19 protein-coding genes are annotated in these 18636 nt (G+C 34.0%); 9 read left to right on the top strand and 10 right to left on the bottom strand.

Translation table 11 applies throughout. The annotated features are described in order from the left end of the window. The first annotated feature begins 28 nt into the window (after positions 1-28). The 3 genes from bioD to pheS are packed head-to-tail and all read left to right on the top strand — an operon-like array spanning position 29 to position 2093. On the top strand, positions 29-661 hold the full coding sequence (bioD, locus tag FCN74_RS03775; RefSeq protein WP_138931246.1) for a dethiobiotin synthase: 633 nt from the start codon (positions 29-31) through the stop codon (positions 659-661). Position 662: 1 nt separating this feature from the next. Next, positions 663-1019, top strand: coding sequence for a hypothetical protein (locus FCN74_RS03770; protein ID WP_138931245.1), 357 nt, complete (start codon positions 663-665; stop codon positions 1017-1019). Positions 1020-1070: 51 nt separating this feature from the next. Next, a complete protein-coding gene (gene pheS, locus FCN74_RS03765) occupies positions 1071-2093 on the top strand; it encodes a phenylalanine--tRNA ligase subunit alpha (protein WP_138931244.1) in 1023 nt (340 codons plus the stop codon). Positions 2094-2096: 3 nt separating this feature from the next. Here the strand turns inward: pheS and FCN74_RS03760 are convergent, their stop codons facing one another. Beyond that, positions 2097-2642: a DUF4136 domain-containing protein gene (locus FCN74_RS03760; protein ID WP_138931243.1), complete on the bottom strand. Its 546-nt coding sequence runs from the start codon at positions 2640-2642 to the stop codon at positions 2097-2099. 166 nt (positions 2643-2808) lie between these two features. On the opposite strand from FCN74_RS03760, the gene FCN74_RS03755 reads away from it, so the two are divergent. Together FCN74_RS03755 and FCN74_RS03750 are read left to right on the top strand one after the other, a co-directional pair. Next, positions 2809-3837, top strand: coding sequence for a CNNM domain-containing protein (locus tag FCN74_RS03755; protein WP_138931242.1), 1029 nt, complete (start codon positions 2809-2811; stop codon positions 3835-3837). Positions 3838-3902: 65 nt separating this feature from the next. Beyond that, on the top strand, positions 3903-4604 hold the full coding sequence (locus tag FCN74_RS03750; RefSeq protein ID WP_138931241.1) for a DUF429 domain-containing protein: 702 nt from the start codon (positions 3903-3905) through the stop codon (positions 4602-4604). Positions 4605-4613: 9 nt separating this feature from the next. Here the strand turns inward: FCN74_RS03750 and FCN74_RS03745 are convergent, their stop codons facing one another. The 3 genes from FCN74_RS03745 to pruA all read right to left on the bottom strand — a co-directional run bounded on the left by FCN74_RS03745 (position 4614) and on the right by pruA (position 9482). Then, positions 4614-7514, bottom strand: coding sequence for an AsmA family protein (locus tag FCN74_RS03745; RefSeq protein ID WP_138931240.1), 2901 nt, complete (start codon positions 7512-7514; stop codon positions 4614-4616). Between the two features lie 61 nt (positions 7515-7575). Further along, a complete protein-coding gene (locus FCN74_RS12025) occupies positions 7576-7740 on the bottom strand; it encodes a hypothetical protein (RefSeq protein ID WP_171047097.1) in 165 nt (54 codons plus the stop codon). 116 nt (positions 7741-7856) lie between these two features. Further along, complete coding sequence (pruA, locus tag FCN74_RS03740) at positions 7857-9482, bottom strand: L-glutamate gamma-semialdehyde dehydrogenase (protein ID WP_138931239.1); 1626 nt, start codon at positions 9480-9482, stop codon at positions 7857-7859. A gap of 217 nt (positions 9483-9699) precedes the next feature. On the opposite strand from pruA, the gene lpdA reads away from it, so the two are divergent. Continuing rightward, positions 9700-11091: a dihydrolipoyl dehydrogenase gene (gene lpdA, locus FCN74_RS03735; protein WP_138931238.1), complete on the top strand. Its 1392-nt coding sequence runs from the start codon at positions 9700-9702 to the stop codon at positions 11089-11091. A 168-nt stretch (positions 11092-11259) separates the two neighbouring features. Here the strand turns inward: lpdA and FCN74_RS03730 are convergent, their stop codons facing one another. Together FCN74_RS03730 and FCN74_RS03725 are read right to left on the bottom strand one after the other, a co-directional pair. Beyond that, positions 11260-11634 (bottom strand): DUF3127 domain-containing protein, encoded by a 375-nt coding sequence (locus tag FCN74_RS03730; protein ID WP_138931237.1) that lies wholly within the window; start codon positions 11632-11634, stop codon positions 11260-11262. Between the two features lie 9 nt (positions 11635-11643). After that, positions 11644-12516 carry a flavin reductase family protein gene (locus FCN74_RS03725; protein WP_138931236.1) on the bottom strand — a complete coding sequence of 291 codons (873 nt, stop codon included), beginning with the start codon at positions 12514-12516 and terminating at the stop codon, positions 11644-11646. A gap of 143 nt (positions 12517-12659) precedes the next feature. Between FCN74_RS03725 and FCN74_RS03720 the strand changes: the two genes are divergently transcribed. Then, positions 12660-13796 carry a tetratricopeptide repeat protein gene (locus FCN74_RS03720; RefSeq protein WP_138931235.1) on the top strand — a complete coding sequence of 379 codons (1137 nt, stop codon included), beginning with the start codon at positions 12660-12662 and terminating at the stop codon, positions 13794-13796. 13 nt (positions 13797-13809) lie between these two features. Here the strand turns inward: FCN74_RS03720 and FCN74_RS03715 are convergent, their stop codons facing one another. Continuing rightward, positions 13810-14571 carry a YebC/PmpR family DNA-binding transcriptional regulator gene (locus tag FCN74_RS03715; RefSeq protein ID WP_138931234.1) on the bottom strand — a complete coding sequence of 254 codons (762 nt, stop codon included), beginning with the start codon at positions 14569-14571 and terminating at the stop codon, positions 13810-13812. A 98-nt stretch (positions 14572-14669) separates the two neighbouring features. Between FCN74_RS03715 and FCN74_RS03710 the strand changes: the two genes are divergently transcribed. After that, complete coding sequence (locus FCN74_RS03710; RefSeq protein ID WP_138931233.1) at positions 14670-16436, top strand: DUF4153 domain-containing protein; 1767 nt, start codon at positions 14670-14672, stop codon at positions 16434-16436. A 17-nt stretch (positions 16437-16453) separates the two neighbouring features. Here FCN74_RS03710 and FCN74_RS03705 read toward each other — a convergent pair whose 3' ends face one another. From FCN74_RS03705 to trmB, 3 genes are read right to left on the bottom strand one after another with little or no spacing between them, the layout of a single operon-like run. Next, positions 16454-16786, bottom strand: coding sequence for an MGMT family protein (locus tag FCN74_RS03705; protein WP_138931232.1), 333 nt, complete (start codon positions 16784-16786; stop codon positions 16454-16456). Further along, positions 16779-17402 carry a LysE family translocator gene (locus tag FCN74_RS03700; protein WP_138931231.1) on the bottom strand — a complete coding sequence of 208 codons (624 nt, stop codon included), beginning with the start codon at positions 17400-17402 and terminating at the stop codon, positions 16779-16781. Before FCN74_RS03700 ends, FCN74_RS03705 begins: the two co-directional genes overlap by 8 nt. A gap of 18 nt (positions 17403-17420) precedes the next feature. Further along, complete coding sequence (trmB, locus tag FCN74_RS03695; protein WP_138931230.1) at positions 17421-18095, bottom strand: tRNA (guanosine(46)-N7)-methyltransferase TrmB; 675 nt, start codon at positions 18093-18095, stop codon at positions 17421-17423. A gap of 55 nt (positions 18096-18150) precedes the next feature. On the opposite strand from trmB, the gene FCN74_RS12170 reads away from it, so the two are divergent. Beyond that, on the top strand, positions 18151-18615 hold the full coding sequence (locus tag FCN74_RS12170; RefSeq protein WP_246062547.1) for a hypothetical protein: 465 nt from the start codon (positions 18151-18153) through the stop codon (positions 18613-18615). The last annotated feature ends 21 nt before the right edge of the window (positions 18616-18636 follow it).

Raw genomic sequence — 18636 nt, 5'->3', positions numbered from 1 at the left:
ATACATTTGATTTTACAAAAAATAAACTATGCCTAATAACCCAACTCAATATTTCATCACAGGAATAGGAACCGATGTGGGCAAAACTGTAGCTTCAGCCATTGTGGTCAAAGCTTTACAAGCCGACTATTGGAAACCCATTCAAGCTGGTGATTTAGAATATTCTGATACCCACAAAGTCAAAGCTATGGTCAATGATGAAACCATTCATTATCATAAAAATGCTTATGCGCTTAAAACTCCCATGAGTCCGCATGCCGCAGCTGAAATTGATGGGCTTCAAATTAATATCAACCAAATCACAAGGCCAAAGACTTCTCAACCTCTTGTCATTGAAGGTGCTGGCGGAATATTAGTACCATTAAACTCAAAAAACACGATAGCAGACTTAATAACAAAAGACGATAAAATCATATTGGTTTCTAGGCATTATCTCGGTAGCATTAATCATAGTCTGTTGAGTTTAGAATGCCTTAAAAAAAGAGGATTTGAAAATATTGGAATTATTTTTAGTGGTAATGAACACCCGACCACAGAAGATATTATTTTGTCTAAAACCTCAGCCAAATGTATAGGAAGAATAAACGAAGAGCAAGAATTCACCCCACAAATTATTGCCCGTTATGCCAAAACATTCAGAGAAAATTTATTAAACCTATAACATGGCAAGAGACGAAAAATTAAAATCCCAGTGGACGATGCTCACAAAAAAGTTATCAGCTCAATTTGCAGATGGTGATGAACTAGAATTAGACGCTATCATCTATTTAATTGGGGTTCAAGAAAAAGGAAATGTGCATGCCAAATACAAAAAAGATGATAAAATCAATTTGATGCATATCGCCATTTGCAGGCTATTAGAACCTTACGGTTACTATGAGTTTGAATATGTTGATGAAGAAGGCTGGCCACATTACAAAATATTAGAACAATTGCCGCCACTCAAAGCTGGAGAACAAAGCGTATTGATGAAAGAAGCCATTGTACAATATTTTGTAGAAAAAAATTATATCGACTAAGCTTGAATAATTATAATTGTAAATTTGCAATTCTGAAAAATTGAAACCATTATGATAGAGGAGTTAAAATCTCATTTGAAAACTGTAGAAGAATTTGCAGCAGACAATTTAGATGATGTAGAAGCTTTTAGAATTAAATATTTGGGCAAAAAAGGGATTTTAAATCATTATTTTGCAGAGTTTAAGTCTATTCCAAAAGAAGACAAAAAGCTATTTGGTCAAACCATCAATCAACTCAAGCAAGCCGCGACTCAAAAAGTAGAGCAGCTCAAAGCTGAACTCTCCAAAGTCAATGATGAAAAAAATATTTACGGCGATTTAACCAGACCTGCTGAGCCTAGTGAAATAGGATCTAGACATCCTATCTCTATCGTCAAAAACCAAATTATTGAAGTGTTTTCTAATATTGGCTTCAATGTTTCTGAAGGCCCTGAAATTGAAGACGACTGGCACAATTTTACTGCGCTAAATTTGCCTGAGTATCACCCGGCAAGAGACATGCAGGATACTTTTTTTGTTCAAAATAATCCTGAAGATTTATTATTGAGAACACACACCTCTAGTGTTCAAGTCCGATATATGGAAAACAACAAGCCGCCTATCCGAACAATTTCACCTGGACGCGTATTTAGAAATGAAGATATTTCAGCACGCTCACATTGTATTTTTCACCAGGTAGAAGGCTTGTATATTGATAAAGATGTATCTTTTAAAGACCTCAAGCAAACCCTGATCTATTTTACTACTCAGCTCTTTGGCAAATCCAAAATAAGGTTGCGCCCATCGTATTTTCCTTTTACAGAACCCAGTGCAGAAGTCGATATTTATTGGGGGTTAAAAACTGAAACTGACTATCGTATAACAAAAGGGACAGGTTGGCTCGAGATTATGGGCTGTGGAATGGTTGACCCTAATGTTCTTAAGAATTGTAAAATTGATCCAAAAGAATATACCGGCTTTGCCTTTGGTATGGGTATTGAACGCATAGCTATGCTACTTTATCAAATAGGCGATATCCGTATGTTTTATGAAAATGATTTAAGATTCTTAAAACAATTTAAGTCTATATTTTAAGCTTTATTTTTTCTTCTTTTTGGTCTTTTTGGGTTCAGGTGGATATTTATCCAAAGCTTTTTGTACGATTTCATTGAAAAAAGTTTGACGTTCTGAGGGTGTTCGCTTCAGGTTTTCTCGAGTTTCAACAACAGCTTGCCAAAATAATTCTTTATTTAAAGCATCCACAAATTCTACAGTAAGAGCCAGCATATCTTTAGAAGAATTTATAGGGATCCCACCAGATACGCCTCCACCTACTCTACCACCGCCACCACCAATTCCTACACCAATACTGTTCTGGCTGTTTACCGTATAAGTTTCAGCATAAAAATTTACATTAAAATCTGGGATGGTTTTTTGAGGAAAGCCCTTTTGAGGAAGTATAGAATCTATAGCTTTTACGACTCGTTTTTCATCTAATTCACTCAGACCTGTGTTATTAGATAAAAAATAGTTATAGGTTTTGTACGACTTTAAGTCAGCATCTTTGTCGTAATCCATGAAGACTTTAGTCGTAGAACAAGACATTAGTACAATCGCTGAGGCTAAAACGATTAACTTTTTCATGTTTTTATTTCAAAAATAAATAAATATTTGACAATGGGTATGCGCAAGCATTTGCTTTTCAAAATTTATAAATCCTCTAGCTGTTGAATGCTAAATATTAAAAAATAGGTTGAATAGATAAATTGTATCTTTAGATTCCTAAATTTGGATATTTCAAAATACAACAATGTTTTTACTACTGGTTTATTTATTTATAGCCCTATTTACTTCTTTTTTGTGTTCCATCATGGAAGCCGTTTTATTGTCTTTACCCTTATCTTATCTCAAATCTAGATATGAGCAAGGAGACAAACGTGTTCAGCTCATGATTAAATTCAAAACAGATGTAGACCGCCCACTTTCAGCAATTCTATCTCTAAATACAGTAGCGCATACTGTTGGTGCAGCAGGTGTTGGCGCGCAAGCTACAGTAGTATTTGGAGATGCTTATTTTGGAATTGTATCTGCAACCTTGACCATTTTAATTCTGGTTTTTACCGAAATCATCCCAAAAACTTTAGGTGCCAATCACAATAAAACACTGATGGTCATTACATCAAAATTAATTCAAATTACCATCTTAATTACTTACCCTTTGGTTTGGCTCTCCTCTATTATCACACAATTAATTACAAAAAAGGAGACCGAACCCACAACGAGCAGAGAAGAAATTTCGGCATTGACAAGTATTGGGACTAAAGAAGGTATTTTTAAGCCCAATGAAAATAAGATCATTCAAAACTTAATTAAATTAAAAAGTTTAAAAATTGAACAGATCATCACACCCAGAATTGTGGTTGAAACTGCCAATGAAGACATGACGTTAAAAGCCTTTTTAGAACGTAAAGCTGAATTTCATTTTTCTAGAATTCCTGTTTACCATACCAATAAAGATAATATTACAGGTTATGTGATGCGACAACAGATATTTGAAAAATTAATTGACGAAGAACTTAATTTAACTCTCAAAGATATTAAACGGGACATCTTGAGTTTCCCAAAAGACACGACTTTATTTAATGCTTGGGAAATTATGCTTCAACAAAAAGAACACATTTCTATAATCGAAGGCGCCTATGGTGGCATGGATGGAATTGCTACATTTGAAGATATTATCGAATCATTACTGGGTTTTGAAATTGTAGATGAAACAGATAAAGAAGTCGATATGCAAAAATATGCCCTCAAAAAATGGCAAGAGCAACAAAAGCGTTGAGCTCCTTTATAGATAACTCATCAAAGTTAAGCTTGTTTCATCTTATTTTATATAAATATTGAAAAATGTCAAATTTTATAGGTCTGGATGCTTGCAGAATGGGCTGGTGTGGTATTGGCCAAATTGAGGGTAAACTTATTTGGGGATGCTTTAAGAGCTTTGAAAACTTAATTGAAACCTACCCGGCGTTAAAACTTATACTGATTGATATTCCTATCGGGTTATCCTCAAAACATGCTAGCCGCACGGTAGATGCCAAAGCAAGAACTCATCTCAAGAGACGAAAATCTAGTATTTTTTCACCGCCATGCCGAGAAGCTTTGTATGCTAAAAATTACCAAGAAGCTTTAAAAATTAACCGAAAAATTACAGGAAAAGGCATCTCAATTCAAGCCTATAATATTATCCCAAAAATAAAAGCTGTAGATGAGTGGTTAAGCGAAAAACCAAATGACCTTAATATTTACGAAGCCCATCCTGAGTTATGCTTCAAAACACTTAACAAAAATATAGATTTGAAATATTCTAAACACGACAAAACAGGCCTCAAAGAACGCCAAAGCTTACTTTTTGATATCGACTCTAACTTGAAATCTGTTTATAAAGATTTAATGACAACCTATAAGCGGGAACATATTAAACCCGATGATATTTTTGACGCCATGTCTCTTTATCTTATTGCTAAAAAACAGCACTCGCTTCAATATATCGCTGACAAGAATAACGAAGATGAAAGAGGAATACCCATACGCATTGTTTATGGCTAACCTAAGATTTTAACCTGTAATTGTCTGTTTAATAGTGTCCTGAGGCTGAATTTGTTTTAAACTATCGGCTTTGATTTGGCCTTTAAATTTGAGCTGGAGTTTTTTAATTTCTAAACTATCTAAATCTTGTTGCAAACTGTCTTTTTGAAGTTCAAGGTATTGTTTGTAACTCAACGTTTCTAAATCTTTGGTTTTTCGGCCAAGTTTAATTTTGGGGTCATCGCTATCACCAATAACTTTTAAAGGAATACCAATAATACCAAATGGTGGTAACCCTAAACGCATCCTCAGATTTAAATCCCCATCAAAGCTGGTTTGACCTTCGGTTTTGAGTCTAAAGCCACGATGCTTGATTTTAAATTCGTCTATATTGATAATGTTATCCTTTATTCGTGTGGGAATGATGACTTCATTGAGTTCTGGGGCTTCAATCGCTGAAATATCAGTTGATTTTGAAACTTTACCCAAAAGTTTATAGCCTTTAATCTGACCGTTTTTAACACGAATCACTCCGCGACCTTCGAGCGAAGGATAAATTGGGGCCATTTCAGCATCTAAAATTCCTTTGAGTTGATAGTTTATCCCCGCAATTCCTTCAGTATATGCCGCTGGCTCTGCTATTGTTCTAAATAAAGGAAGCTCCTCGTAGGCACGATGAATATCAAAATTTTCTAAGTTAATATTAAATTGAAATTGGGCTTCTGTCGGGCTAACAGCTCTATACAAACCCTTCATTTGGGCTTTGGCATCAATCAAACTCAGGGTTGAAGACTCCAAAACAAAAGTGGAATCTCTTATAGCTAACTTAGCACTAGAGTTGTATAGATTTATAGAATCGTAAAGTATATGTTTTACATCTATTTTTGTTTTTAAATTGACTCGGCTTGGCACTCTAAGCACGCCATAATTGTCATTATCTGTGCTATCAATTATTTTAGAATTATCTTCAATCGATGAATAACTTGGAATAAATGCATTGAGATTAATAAAGTCTGATTTCAAATTAATATCACCTTGAAGCGCTTTTTTTGAAGATACCAGATATGAAATCAAATTTTTAAAATCTCCATCAAGTCTTACGTCTGAAGTGTCATATTGCACTTTAAAATTTTTAAATGAAGTTTTAGTATTCGTAAACTCAAGTTTACCATCTTTAAGTAGAAGTGGTTTAGGATAATTTTCTGATTTAAAGCTAATATTTCTAAAGACCATATTACCGGAATGCTCAACTTGATCATAATTGGCATTTTCTAAATCACTTTGCTGCCCTTTTAGGTTTAAGTTTGCTGTAATATAGCCTTCAAGTTGTTGTTGGTCTAATCCAAGTAGTTCATAAAAATGATTTAAGTTAAATTGGCCTTGGGCGCTAATATCGTATTTTAAATCTTCAAAGTTTTCAAAGCTGCCTTGAGCTGTAAAGGGTTCACCTTCAAATATAAAATTCAAATCATTTATTTGTAATTTTGCATCTTGATATGTTCCCGATGGGTTTTTGAACACCATATTGGCGTTTAGACTATCAATAGGTTTAGGATAGAATGGCGTTTTAATTGATGCATTGTAAATATCAAATTGGCCATTGCTTTTTGGAAATATATTTTGTTCTGGAATTTGATAGCCTTTAGTTTCTAAATATATACCAAGATCTCCAGTCATTTCTAAGCCATCAACACCAATTGCATTAGACAAATCTTGTAACGTGATGTTACTTTCAATTTTACTATCTACGTATTTTCCCTTTTCATCATAAGTTTCTTTATAATAGCCAACCAAATATTCATCATTAAGGTCAAAACGAAAATTGTTTATGTTGATATCTGTTCTGTCTAGATTGAATTGTGGTATAAACACACTGGCATCAATATTGATATTTTGAAGCTTTTCGGTAGTGACCTTGCAATCTATCTCACCTTCATCATAAGTAAAGTCTAAAGCCAAATCGGGATAAATATTTTGTTGAGCAATATAATTCCCTTTGAGTTGAATACTGGTAGATGAAACGCCTTTTATATTGGTTATTTCTCGCCACGCATTGTATTTTGGCGGTAAGGCTGTAATAAAATCCCTAAGCTTTACATTATCAAAATTGGTAATAAGATCCATAAAATAGCCATCCTTTAAGATACTAAATTCTCCTTCAAAATCGAAGGGAAGTTTGTTGATTTTAATCTTATTTTTTTCAAATAAAAAAGTTAACTTATCGGTATTGATTATACTTTTGACTTCAGCATCAATAGATTTATTTTCAAAATAAACGATGTCATCATACTGCATTTTAAAAGCCTTAGCATAGAAAACCGAGTAAATATCTGCTTGAGATGTAAACATTGATCCGTCACCGGTAAAATTAAATCCATTGAGCTCAATTTTAATTTTTGAAGCTTGGTCGTCGTAGTACAAATCTGAGTCGTTGAGTTGAATTTTATGAATTTGGAGAAGAAAATCTTGTTGAGCTTCAGACCCGGTATTTGATTGATTTGATGTTTTGTAAATATCGTAATTTGATTGCCCTGAAGGACCATACTTCAAAGCCAGATCAGCATTTTCGGCTACAATAGCATTAATATTAACATCATTTGAAAAAATCAAATTAAAAATATCGACTTTACAATATAATTCATCAGCTTTTATGAGATGTTCATCTTCAAAAGGAGCAGAAGCATCAACTTTGATATCGTAGATAGAAAAAGTAAGAGCAGGAAAATGTTTAAAAAAAGAGACTTCGGTATTAGAAAACGTAAATTCGGTTGTTAAAAGTGAGTTGAGGTTATTCTGAATGGCATTATCAATATCATCAGAAAATATTTTAGGGATAATGAACATTAAAATTAGTAAAAGTACAACGAGTCCACCAATACTAAATCCTGCTAGCTTAAGCCATTTATTTAGGCTATTTGTACCTTTTTTCATAAATAAATAATATGGTGTAAAACTATAAAATATTTACAAAATCAGTTTAAAGAAATTGTGATTATTTAAATCCAAGTTTTGCAATAGGAGGTGAAGAATGAGCCAAACTACCTGCCGGCCACAGACGGACTTGCATTAGTTGGGTGTAACCCCAAGATAGAAAATCACCATTTTGATGATTTGCAGAAACATCAAAATGGTAGAGTTTTCTTATTCGTTTATGCATTAAAATGATTTCTAATGCATAATGCGGATTAATTCTATACGACTTAGATTTATAAACTAAAAACCTTACAAAGCTTTTAAGCCCTGCAAGGTTTCCATTTTAGAAAATAAATAAGACTAGCCCATAAAAGGATATCTATAATCCGTTGCAGGCACAAATGTTTCTTTGATTAATCGTGGCGAAGTCCATCTCAGCAAGTTCAGTTTAGAACCCGCTTTATCATTTGTTCCGCTAGAGCGCGCACCACCAAAAGGCTGTCTTCCCACAACCGCACCTGTACACTTATCATTGATATAAAAATTACCTGCACAGTTTTCTAATTTTTTAGTCGCTAAAGCAGCCGCATAACGATCTGTAGAAATGATAGAACCCGTTAAGGCATAAATGCTTGTGTCATCAACTAAATCTAGAGTCTCTTCAAATTTATCATCATCGTAAACATAAATCGTTAATACGGGACCAAACAACTCAGTTTCCATAGTTTCATACTTAGGATTGGTCGTGACGATCACAGTAGGATTAACAAACCATCCTTTTGATTTATCATAAGTTCCACCAGCAATAATTTCGGCTTCATCGCTGTTTTTGGCTTGGTCTATATATTTAGCTAACTTATCAAAAGAACGTTCATGAATTACAGCGTTGATAAAGTTTTTCATGTTGTCGGGAGGCCCTATTTTAAAAGATTCTATGTCTTCTATCAATAGTTTTTTAACGTCTGGCCATATGGATTTAGAAATATAGGCTCTAGAAGCAGCACTACATTTTTGACCTTGAAATTCAAAAGCTCCTCTTACCAATGCCGTTGAAACAACTTTTGCATCAGCAGATTTATGAGCGACTATAAAATCTTTACCTCCGGTCTCTCCAACAATTCTCGGGTAGTATTTATAGTTGTGAATATTTTGACCAATTTTAGACCAAATGCCTTTAAAGACAGTTGTACTACCGGTATAGTGAATCCCTGAAAATTCTTCGTGAGCTAAAATGACATCGGTTATCATTTCAGGATCACCTATTATCATATTGATTACACCGTCAGGTACACCAGCTTCTTGAAAGACTTCCATTAAGACGTTAGCAGAAAATATCTGGCTATCGCTAGGTTTCCATACCGTGACATTTCCCATTAAAGCCGCACTGGAAGGAAGATTCCCCGCAATGGCTGTAAAATTAAAAGGTGTAATGGCATAGACAAAACCTTCAAGCGGTCTGTGCTCTACACGGTTCCAGGCTTTTTCATCAGATTCAGGCTGTTCTTCAAAAATTTCACTCATGTATTGCACATTAAATCTCAAAAAATCAGCAATTTCACATGCAGAATCAATCTCAGCCTGAAAAATATTTTTACCCTGTCCAATCATTGTAGCAGCATTGAGCTTTTGCCGATATGGACCTGAAATCAAATCTGCAGCTTTTAGAAATACCGCAGCGCGTTGTTCCCAAGGTAAATCAGCCCAAGCTTGTTTAGCTTTCAACGCTTCTTCTATAGCTTGTTCAACATGCTTTTTTTCGGCATTGTGATAGACTCCGACTTGATGTTGATGATCGTGGGGCGGATTTATGGTTTTGGTATGACCAGACTTAACATGTTGACTTCCTATGTATAATGGAACTTCAACATTAGACTCATACATGGTTTTATACGTGTTTAATACCTCTTCTCGTTCTGGTGTGCCTGGCGCATACGATTTTACTGGTTCATTGACCGCTGGTGGCACTTGAAAAAATCCTTTTCCCATAATTATTTAAGTTTTTTTGTTTTGTTTAGAATGTGTTTAAAGATAAAAAAACTGTATTAACTTAGAATATTTATTTGATAAGGTTTTCTAAAAGTTAAAAAGAGATTTTAACATATCAATATTTATATCTTATTCCACTAAAAAAGACACAAAATAACATTCATTATCTCTAATATTAGTAAATTGCAATATCTATTAATCAGAAAATATTTTTAACATGAGTAAATATGATGTCATAGTAGTAGGAAGTGGCCCGGGTGGTTATGTCGCTGCTATAAGAGCTTCTCAATTAGGATTAAAAACAGCTGTTGTAGAGAAAGAGAGCCTCGGTGGTGTATGTTTAAATTGGGGCTGTATTCCTACAAAAGCATTACTAAAAAGTGCTCAAGTATTTAATTATTTGAACCATGCAGAAGATTATGGTTTGAAAGTTGAAAAAGCCGATAAAGATTTTTCTGCAGTAGTCAAACGTAGCCGTGAAGTCGCTAATGGAATGAGTGGTGGAGTTAAATTTTTGATGAAAAAGAATAAAATAGATGTTCTTGAAGGTCATGGTACTGTAAAAAAAGGCAAAAAAGTGAGTGTTAAAGACGATAAAGGCAATGCTAAAGACTACGAAGCCGACCATATCATTATTGCAACAGGAGCACATGCTCGAGAATTACCAAATTTGCCGATAGACGGTAAAAAAGTGATAGAGTACAGAAAAGCAATGACATTAGACAAACAACCAAAATCTATGATTGTCGTGGGCTCTGGAGCTATTGGTGTAGAGTTTGCGAGTTTTTATAGTGATATGGGCACAGATGTGACTGTTGTTGAGTTTCAGCCCAATATAGTTCCTGTTGAAGACGAAGAAGTTTCTAAACAGTTTGAGCGAATCTATAAGAAAAAAGGGATTAAAATTATGACCAATTCCTCTGTTGAAAGTGTGGATACAAAAGGCAAAAAAGTCAAAGCCAAAGTAAAAACTAAAAAAGGTGAAGAAACACTTGAAGCAGATGTTGTATTATCTGCTGTTGGCATTAAAACCCATATCGAAAATATTGGTCTTGAAGATGTAGGAATCAAAACGGATAAAGATAAAATAGTCGTAAACGACTATTACCAAACCAATGTCCCTGGTTATTATGCTATTGGTGACGTTACACATGGTCCAGCCTTAGCTCACGTCGCCTCTGCTGAAGGTATTTTATGTGTAGAAAAAATAGCCGGCCAAAAAGTTGAACCTATTGATTACGGTAACATTCCCGGTTGTACGTATTCTAATCCGGAAATAGCTAGTGTTGGGATGACCGAAAAGCAAGCAAAAGACGCCGGATACGATATCAAAGTTGGTAAATTTCCCTTTTCAGCCTCCGGAAAAGCTAGTGCTGCAGGTACCAAAGACGGTTTTGTCAAAGTTATTTTTGATGCTAAATACGGCGAATGGTTAGGTTGCCATATGTTAGGCGCAGGTGTAACCGATATGATTGCTGAAGCTGTTGTTGCAAGAAAACTAGAGACGACAGGACACGAAGTCCTTAAAGCCATTCACCCTCACCCTACTATGAGTGAAGCGGTTATGGAATCTGTGGCTGATGCTTATGATGAGGTGATTCACTTATAAAATTGCTGTAAAATCCAAGTATAAAAAGCCCCTTTAATTTATAAGGGGTTTTTTTAATGAATATGTTTATTGTGATATATTTATCTGTTTTTGGGTTTAATACGCTTAGATAATTAAAGATATCCCCAACCCATAAAAACTTTATAAATTATCCATTTTTCTCAAGTATTAAAACGGTAAATCATCTTCCGGATCTTCTTCGTTGAGGTCATCTACAGGCTCAAATTGATCTGCAGGTGGGATGGATGCGTCTTGATTCTGGCTTTGATCTAAGCGTTCAATACGCCAACCTTGAATAGAATTAAAATACTTGGTTTCACCTTGTGGGCTTACCCATTCACGGCCTCTTAAATTGATACCGATTTTTACATTTTCTCCAACCGAAAAGTTATCGACCAATTGGGTTTTGTCCTGTACAAATTCAATATTTAAAAATTGGGGATATTGCTCTTCTGTTGTAATGACAACTTCACGCTTTCGGAATCCATTTTTCCCGTATTCTTTGGTTTCACCAATTACTTTTATTTTTCCTTCTACTTCCATAATCTTAATTTATTTTTTTGACAATAATATGCACCAAGCTGCAAAGGTATCATCTCCTTTTAAATAATCATGAGCTTTTTGGTGTAATCCATCTTCATAACTATAATGTATAAATTCGAGTAAGTTTTCTCGTTTCAAAAAGTCTTTAATGTCAGGTTCTTTTGGAAGCGCTTCAACATTACCCAACTTTCCTAAGTCATTACCGGTTAAGATGCAACTGTTTTTAATATTTTCGGGAATCTGATCTACACCTATTCCAAGTTTGGCTAAAGGCTTGGGGACTTCAAACATACCTCTATTGGCTCTAGAATACCAACTACCACCCATTCTGGCCACTTGATCAATCTCATATTGATCTATGGTATCATTTTGGTCTAAAACAGATTCTGATATATGTAGTTTTACCACTTCTGAAATGATTAGGTTGCCGGCACCACCTTCTTTACCTAGTTGGACAATTTCATTGACTTTACACTCAAATTGCACGGGCGATTCTTTAACGCGGTAAGGCTTTACGATATCAGAGTCAAGCATCGTCAAACCACTTTTTTCAAACTCGTTGACCTCATCGGGATATTCTGTACTAGACAGAGACATTTGCTGTACAATAGCATAATTCACAATATTGATAACGACTTCTTTTGTCTCTTCGCAATTTCTCAGGGTGTGTTTTGTTGTGTTGTTTCTTACTCGTCTCGCAGGAGAAAAAATCATAATAGGTGGGTTAGCACTAAAGACATTAAAAAAACTATAGGGCGATAAATTGGGTACACCATTTTTACTTATAGTGCTTGCAAATGCAATAGGTCTTGGCCCAACTGCACCTAAAAGAAGTCCGTGTAATTTGCGAGTTTCTAAATCTTTGGGTTTAAAACTTTTCATTTAAAATAGATAAATATCATATATCACAAATTTAAAATATTCAGTGTAGTTATTTCATTTAAACCCTCTTTTATTTATGTTTTATAAACTATATATTTAGTTAAACTAATAATTTAGTTATATTTGTTTTAAATATAGACCTCATGAAAAAAATTTGTCTTGCTATATTGCTTTTAAGTTTTCATGGACATCATGCGCAAACTTTAGACGATTATGTTCAATTAGGACAATATGCTAAAGCAATTGAAGGGTATTCAAAACTTGAAAATCCCTCAACAACAGATAAACTGGTCTTGGCCAAAGCTTATTGTGCTAAAGGCATGTATGCTGATTGTAAAGAAACTTACCAAAACGCCCTAAAATCGACTAAGGCTGATGCATTTTTAACCTCAAGGTTTCAATATGCCAAATTATTAAAAACCCAAAAGCAATATAAAACAGCCGACAGCATCTACACCAACCTACTTGATATCATGCCCAATCATCCAGAAATCTTGTATCAAAAAGGTAAAATTGCTGATGCTTTGAAGCAAATGGCTTATCATCAATTTTATCTCGATGCCTTAAGTTATGACCCAAAACACATCAAAGCTGCACATGAAGCTACCCGATACTTTATGGCAGTTGACAATTTGAAATTAGCAAAGAAAATTAGTCAAAAGACATTAGAGCTTGTGCCTAACACCCCTAAATTGATCAATCTCAGGGCTCAAATTTTCTACAGAGAAGATAACTGGCAAATGGCCATAAAATACATCGACAAATTGGAAACTTTAAAATCTGATTTACCAAAGTTTATTTATGACATTAAGGGCAACAGTTATTTAAAATTGAACGAACCTAAAAAAGCTTTAATTGCATTTCAAAATGCTTTTATAAAAGATAATCAAGATCTGCAACTGTGTTTGAAGTTAAGTGAGATTCATCTTTATCTCAAAGAGCCTAAAAAAGCTATTCCATATTTATTAATCTACGAAAAACTAAGGGATACTTCTATGTGGAGATTTAATTTTTTAATGGGTAAATACCATATGCAAAATCAGGATTATAAAATTGCGTTTTATCAATTTCAAAAATCTTATGATGAAAATTGGCATCATGAAGATTCTCAATATTACAGAGCTTTAGCTGCAGATTATGCTTTTGAAGATAAATCTAAAGTTCTCGACTATTATATGAATTATATAGAAACTTATGAAGATGAAAAAGATGCTAAATACCTCAACGCTGCCTTAAGACGTGAAACTGAAATCAGAAGAGAACTGTTTATGAAGAAATAGTTTGTATTTTATCTTATTCTTCTTTATCTAACTCTTCTACTAATTCATCGGTTATTTCTAGGGTGTGATAGACATTTTGAACGTCATCATCTTCTTCAAATTTATCAATGAGGTCCATGATTTTTTTAGCTTGATCTAGTTCCAGTTGAGTCGTATTTAATGGAATACGTTGAAGTTCAGCGTTTTTTGGTTCAATATTAAGTTGCTCTAATGCTTCATTCATCTTTCCAAAATCATTATAATCGGTATAAATCACCAATATATCATCATTATCTTCAACTTCTGTAGCTCCGGCTTCAATCAGTTCTAGTTCTATTGCTTCAATGTCCATTTCAAGTTTTTCTTTTTCGAGCAAGAACACCCCTTTTCTATCAAATAAAAACTCAAGTGAACCATTGGTCCCTAAACTTCCACCACCTTTGGTAAATATGGAACGAACACTGGCTACGGTTCTATTGGTATTGTCTGTCGTACATTCTACAAAAATAGCAATACCGTGAGGCCCATAACCTTCAAAAGTGACTGTTTCATAATTTTCTGCATCGGCACCGCTGGCTTTTTTAATCGCTCTTTGAATAGTATCCTTAGGCATATTGACACCCTTAGCATTGGCAATAGCATTTCGCAATGTCGGGTTAGTTTCCGGATCGGGGCCGCCACCATCTTTAACTGCTACGGTAATTTCTTTAATTGCTCTTGTAAATTGCTTTGCTCGTTTTTTGTCTTGGGCGCCTTTACGGTGTTTGATATTGGCCCATTTACTATGTCCAGCCATAAATAAAATAATATTTTAAACAAAAAGTATTATGTTAGTAAATTGAATATAAGTCAAAAATATACAATTTTCACGACTTAAAAGTAAATACACGATGTATGAGTTTTATCTTCAATTTGAGCCAAAAAGCAACTTCGAGTTTTAAACGTTTTCCAGTCACTTTGATTTGGGCTATTTTTGGGAGTTTTTATTTAATAAGTGTTTATGGCATAGATGATTTTGATCTTATTCAGCAAAACGAAGGTTTTATTTTAGTTTTAATTCTCGGTGTCTCTTGGCTAATTGGCAGCCAATTTTTGTCTGAGGCTCTAAAACACAATCCTTTAAATCGGTTTGCGTTTAAACTATCTATTATCATTGCTCTAGCGCTATTTTCTTACTACATATATAACATTGAAATTGATATCTCAGAAAAGGTTTACGACCGTTGGGCATTACTTCTTTTGGCGGGTCATATCTTTGTAGGATTTGCCCCATTTGTTAATACATGGCATAAAAATAAGTTTTGGAATTATTTAAAGTCTATTATCGTTGCGCTTTTCAGAAGTGGACTTTACGCAGTTGTACTCTATATAGGATTGGCTCTAGCCATTTCTGCTTTAGAACTTTTGTTTGATGCAGAGTTTAATAGTAATATATATTTACAAACTTTCATATTCTGCCTCGGTATCGTTAACACATTTGTGTATTTAAGTGATTTCCCTCGCATAGATAAGTTAGACCATAAGGTTGATTTTAGTAAAGCAAGTGAAGTGCTCATCTTGTACATACTTATCCCTTTGAGTTTATTATATATGCTAATTGTATATGTTTATGTCTTAAAAATATTGATAGATTGGGAATTGCCTCGAGGTTGGGTGACCTATCTTATTACAGCTTTAAGCCTTTTAGCGTTTTTGATTCATATAGCAATTGAGCCAATCCGCAAAACCCACAAATCAAAACTTATTCAAAAATTTTTCCCTTATTATTTTTGGAGCATTTTACCCCTTATACCACTATTATTTATTGCACTTTACAGAAGAATAGCAGAGTACAATTTTACAGAACTGCGTTATTTGGGCTTGGTTTTAGCCATTTGGATTTTGGGCATGTTGATTTATATGATTATTTCCAATAAAAAAGATTTAAGTATTTATGCTAAATCGGTATTTCTATTGATTTTATTAAGCACGTTTGGACCTTTATCTGCATTTAAAATCTCTATTAATGCCCAATATTCTGAGCTTGAAGAGCTCATGCAAAAACTTGACAATAAACCAGAAAAATCGTTTACTGCCGGTGAATTTAAGAGGTTTAAAAGTATAATTCAATATATCAGTAACAGAAATGCATTGAATAAGACAAAAGCCTATTTTGGATTTGATCCAAAACTAGCTTTTTCTGAAACTACAACGTATGATTTGCCCAAAAAAATAGCAGACTCGCTAAATATCCAAATAATACCTTCAAACAATAATTCTAAAACAGTTTGGACTTATAGATCAAGTTTGTTAAAATCTAAATATGCTGAAGAAATAAACGCTTACACCCATTTTACAGAATTGATTTTGAGTAATTCTCGTAATAACAATACCCCTTTGCATTTACATTTTGACCGCAATAATATCATAGCGTTTAGATATTATGATGAAGTTTTATTAAAAACTGATTTGACAAACCACCTCAAGGCAATGGCCGGTAAATACGACTATTTGAATGATGCACCTCAACAGGAGTTTAGTTTTCGCTTTAAAAACGATAAAGGTGATTTTTTGATGATTTTTGACCGCTTAAGTTATACCTTAAAGAACAACGAAGTTAAAATAATTAATGGTCAAGCTAAGATGTTTTACATGACCTATCAAGGCTTAGAATTGCCATAATAGTTTTATGTAAATATTTAGTCTTGAAGAGAAGGTATCCAGAGATACTTCTCAAAGTCTATGATTTGGTCATCCTTAATTTTAACACCTTCTGCTTCTAGCATTTGTTGCATGACATGTGTACCGGGAAAATGGTGTTTTCCTGTAAGCACCCCATTTCTATTAACTACCCGATGTGCAGGAACATCCTCGTATTGATGTGAAGCATTCATAGCATACCCAACTGTTCTAGCGCTTTTGGCTGCACCTAAGGCCTTAGCAATAGCACCGTAAGTGGTCACTTTTCCGTAGGGAATTTGACGGACAATACCGTAAACTTTTTTAAAAAAATCTGAAGACTGCTTAACCATATAGTCGATAAAGTGTAATTAACAATAAACACAACATCAAAGCTGCCATAAAATAATTAGAGTAAGTTTTGAACAGTTTATTTTGTTTGATGATTTTATCAAAAAAATAGACATACAGCAAAAATGTGGTCAAACTGCCTAAGGCCGCAGATAAGGAAAATATAAGTTTTGTAGTCCAGGTAAAATCAATGTGATTTTGTGGTGTAAACAATGTAGAAATCACTACAAAGTAAGGTATTGGAAAAACATTAAGTCCAGATATGACAACACCATTCATAAAACTTTTTGTCAACTTTGCACTTTTGTGCTCTAAAGGTGTGGGCTTTTGTCGTCGAGCTGAAATGATAAAATACACTAAAAGTACAGATAAAACAAATAACCCTACAAGTAAAATATTGTCTTTAAACTCAGGGTTTTTCAAAATCTCTTTGGCGATGAGTATGGCAATTAAAGCCTGAACAAAAACAACACTTGCAGCACCAAAGGCTTTGTATTTACCCGCTTTTTTGTTGATATCTACACAAGTTTTAGCCACAGCCATATTGACGAGTCCCGGTGGAATTACGCCAACTAATGCAGCAAAAAAAGTGATTATAAATAAATTGACTTCGTGCAAAATAGTCTTGAATTGGTTTTAATTGAGTTTAAATTTGAGATATGTTATAGGCTTTCCTTTTTCAAGATATTGTTTTTCGTAAAACGTCTGAATGCCAACTACATCTTTTGGTGCTTCGTGATTGACGTATATATCGTGATGGCTGTAAAGGATGTCATGACTTAAACCTTCAAGAAGACCTAAAGTATAACCATGCATAAACTCACTATCGGTCTTTAAATGAATTAAACCCTGAGGTTTAAGTATAGTCTTGTATTTGCTTAAAAAATCCGGATTGGTCATACGGTGTTTGGTACGCTTATATTTGATTTGAGGATCTGGAAAAGTAATCCAAATTTCGCTGACTTCATGAGGATCAAAAACATCAGTCACCAATTCTATTTGAGTTCTGAGAAAGGCGACATTCTTCAGATCATGCTCTAAAGCTGTTTTAGCCCCTTTCCAAAACCTAGCCCCTTTGATATCTATTCCAATAAAATTTTTGTCTTTATATTTTTCAGCTAGACCTACCGTATATTCACCTTTACCACAACCCAATTCCACTATAATGGGATTGTTATTTTTAAAATATAAAGTATTCCATCGTCCCTTATATTTATAAGATTGATCGACAACTTCTTCTCGACTCGGTTGAATAACGTTAGCAAATGTTTCGTTATCTTTAAATCTTCGTAATTTATTTTTACTCCCCAATTCAAATAAGATTTAAATTGTAAATTTAATTAATTTTTAAACTTTAAAAAATCTAATGTCAAAAGGCTCAGTTTTAGTTGCTCCACTCAATTGGGGTTTAGGTCATGCAACTAGATGTATCCCAATCATTAAAGCATTACAAAAATATGGCTATAATCCAATATTAGCTTCTGATGGAGCAGCTTTAGAGCTATTAAAAAAAGAGTTTCCCGAACTTGAATCTTATGCGTTACCATCACTCAAAATTAAATACGCCAAAAAGGGATTGTGGTTTAAATTTAAAATTGTTCTTCAAATCTTTAGGTTATACCGTTGCATCCAACAAGAGCGAAGGTTTTTAAAAAAATTGAGCCATAAAATTCAGCTGAAAGGCATCATTGCCGATAATAGATTAGGTTTGTATCACAGAGCTATTCCCTGCGCAATCCTGTCTCATCAGCTTAAAGTATATTCAGGAAGTACAACTGCTTTGACATCATGGCTGCATCAATATTTCATCAAAAAATACGATGAATGCTGAGTACCTGATAAAGCCGGTACT

The organism is Mesohalobacter halotolerans, assembly GCF_006120725.1.
Lineage (GTDB): Bacteria > Bacteroidota > Bacteroidia > Flavobacteriales > Flavobacteriaceae > Psychroflexus > Psychroflexus halotolerans.
Note: the sequence above shows the minus strand (reverse complement) of the source record. Positions and strands in the feature narration are given on the sequence as shown.

Coding starts and splice junctions, on each gene's coding strand:
- FCN74_RS03725 (WP_138931236.1), bottom strand. CDS start 12,516: ATGAAAAGTTTTAAACCCAAAGATTTAGAAACTCGCAAATTACACGGA.
- FCN74_RS03705 (WP_138931232.1), bottom strand. CDS start 16,786: ATGGTTAAGCAGTCTTCAGATTTTTTTAAAAAAGTTTACGGTATTGTC.
- FCN74_RS03760 (WP_138931243.1), bottom strand. CDS start 2,642: ATGAAAAAGTTAATCGTTTTAGCCTCAGCGATTGTACTAATGTCTTGT.
- FCN74_RS03770 (WP_138931245.1), top strand. CDS start 663: ATGGCAAGAGACGAAAAATTAAAATCCCAGTGGACGATGCTCACAAAA.
- FCN74_RS03755 (WP_138931242.1), top strand. CDS start 2,809: ATGTTTTTACTACTGGTTTATTTATTTATAGCCCTATTTACTTCTTTT.
- pheS (WP_138931244.1), top strand. CDS start 1,071: ATGATAGAGGAGTTAAAATCTCATTTGAAAACTGTAGAAGAATTTGCA.
- FCN74_RS03715 (WP_138931234.1), bottom strand. CDS start 14,571: ATGGCTGGACATAGTAAATGGGCCAATATCAAACACCGTAAAGGCGCC.
- FCN74_RS12025 (WP_171047097.1), bottom strand. CDS start 7,740: ATGCATAAACGAATAAGAAAACTCTACCATTTTGATGTTTCTGCAAAT.
- FCN74_RS12170 (WP_246062547.1), top strand. CDS start 18,151: ATGTCAAAAGGCTCAGTTTTAGTTGCTCCACTCAATTGGGGTTTAGGT.
- FCN74_RS03710 (WP_138931233.1), top strand. CDS start 14,670: ATGAGTTTTATCTTCAATTTGAGCCAAAAAGCAACTTCGAGTTTTAAA.
- FCN74_RS03750 (WP_138931241.1), top strand. CDS start 3,903: ATGTCAAATTTTATAGGTCTGGATGCTTGCAGAATGGGCTGGTGTGGT.
- bioD (WP_138931246.1), top strand. CDS start 29: ATGCCTAATAACCCAACTCAATATTTCATCACAGGAATAGGAACCGAT.
- pruA (WP_138931239.1), bottom strand. CDS start 9,482: ATGGGAAAAGGATTTTTTCAAGTGCCACCAGCGGTCAATGAACCAGTA.
- lpdA (WP_138931238.1), top strand. CDS start 9,700: ATGAGTAAATATGATGTCATAGTAGTAGGAAGTGGCCCGGGTGGTTAT.
- FCN74_RS03720 (WP_138931235.1), top strand. CDS start 12,660: ATGAAAAAAATTTGTCTTGCTATATTGCTTTTAAGTTTTCATGGACAT.
- FCN74_RS03745 (WP_138931240.1), bottom strand. CDS start 7,514: ATGAAAAAAGGTACAAATAGCCTAAATAAATGGCTTAAGCTAGCAGGA.
- FCN74_RS03730 (WP_138931237.1), bottom strand. CDS start 11,634: ATGGAAGTAGAAGGAAAAATAAAAGTAATTGGTGAAACCAAAGAATAC.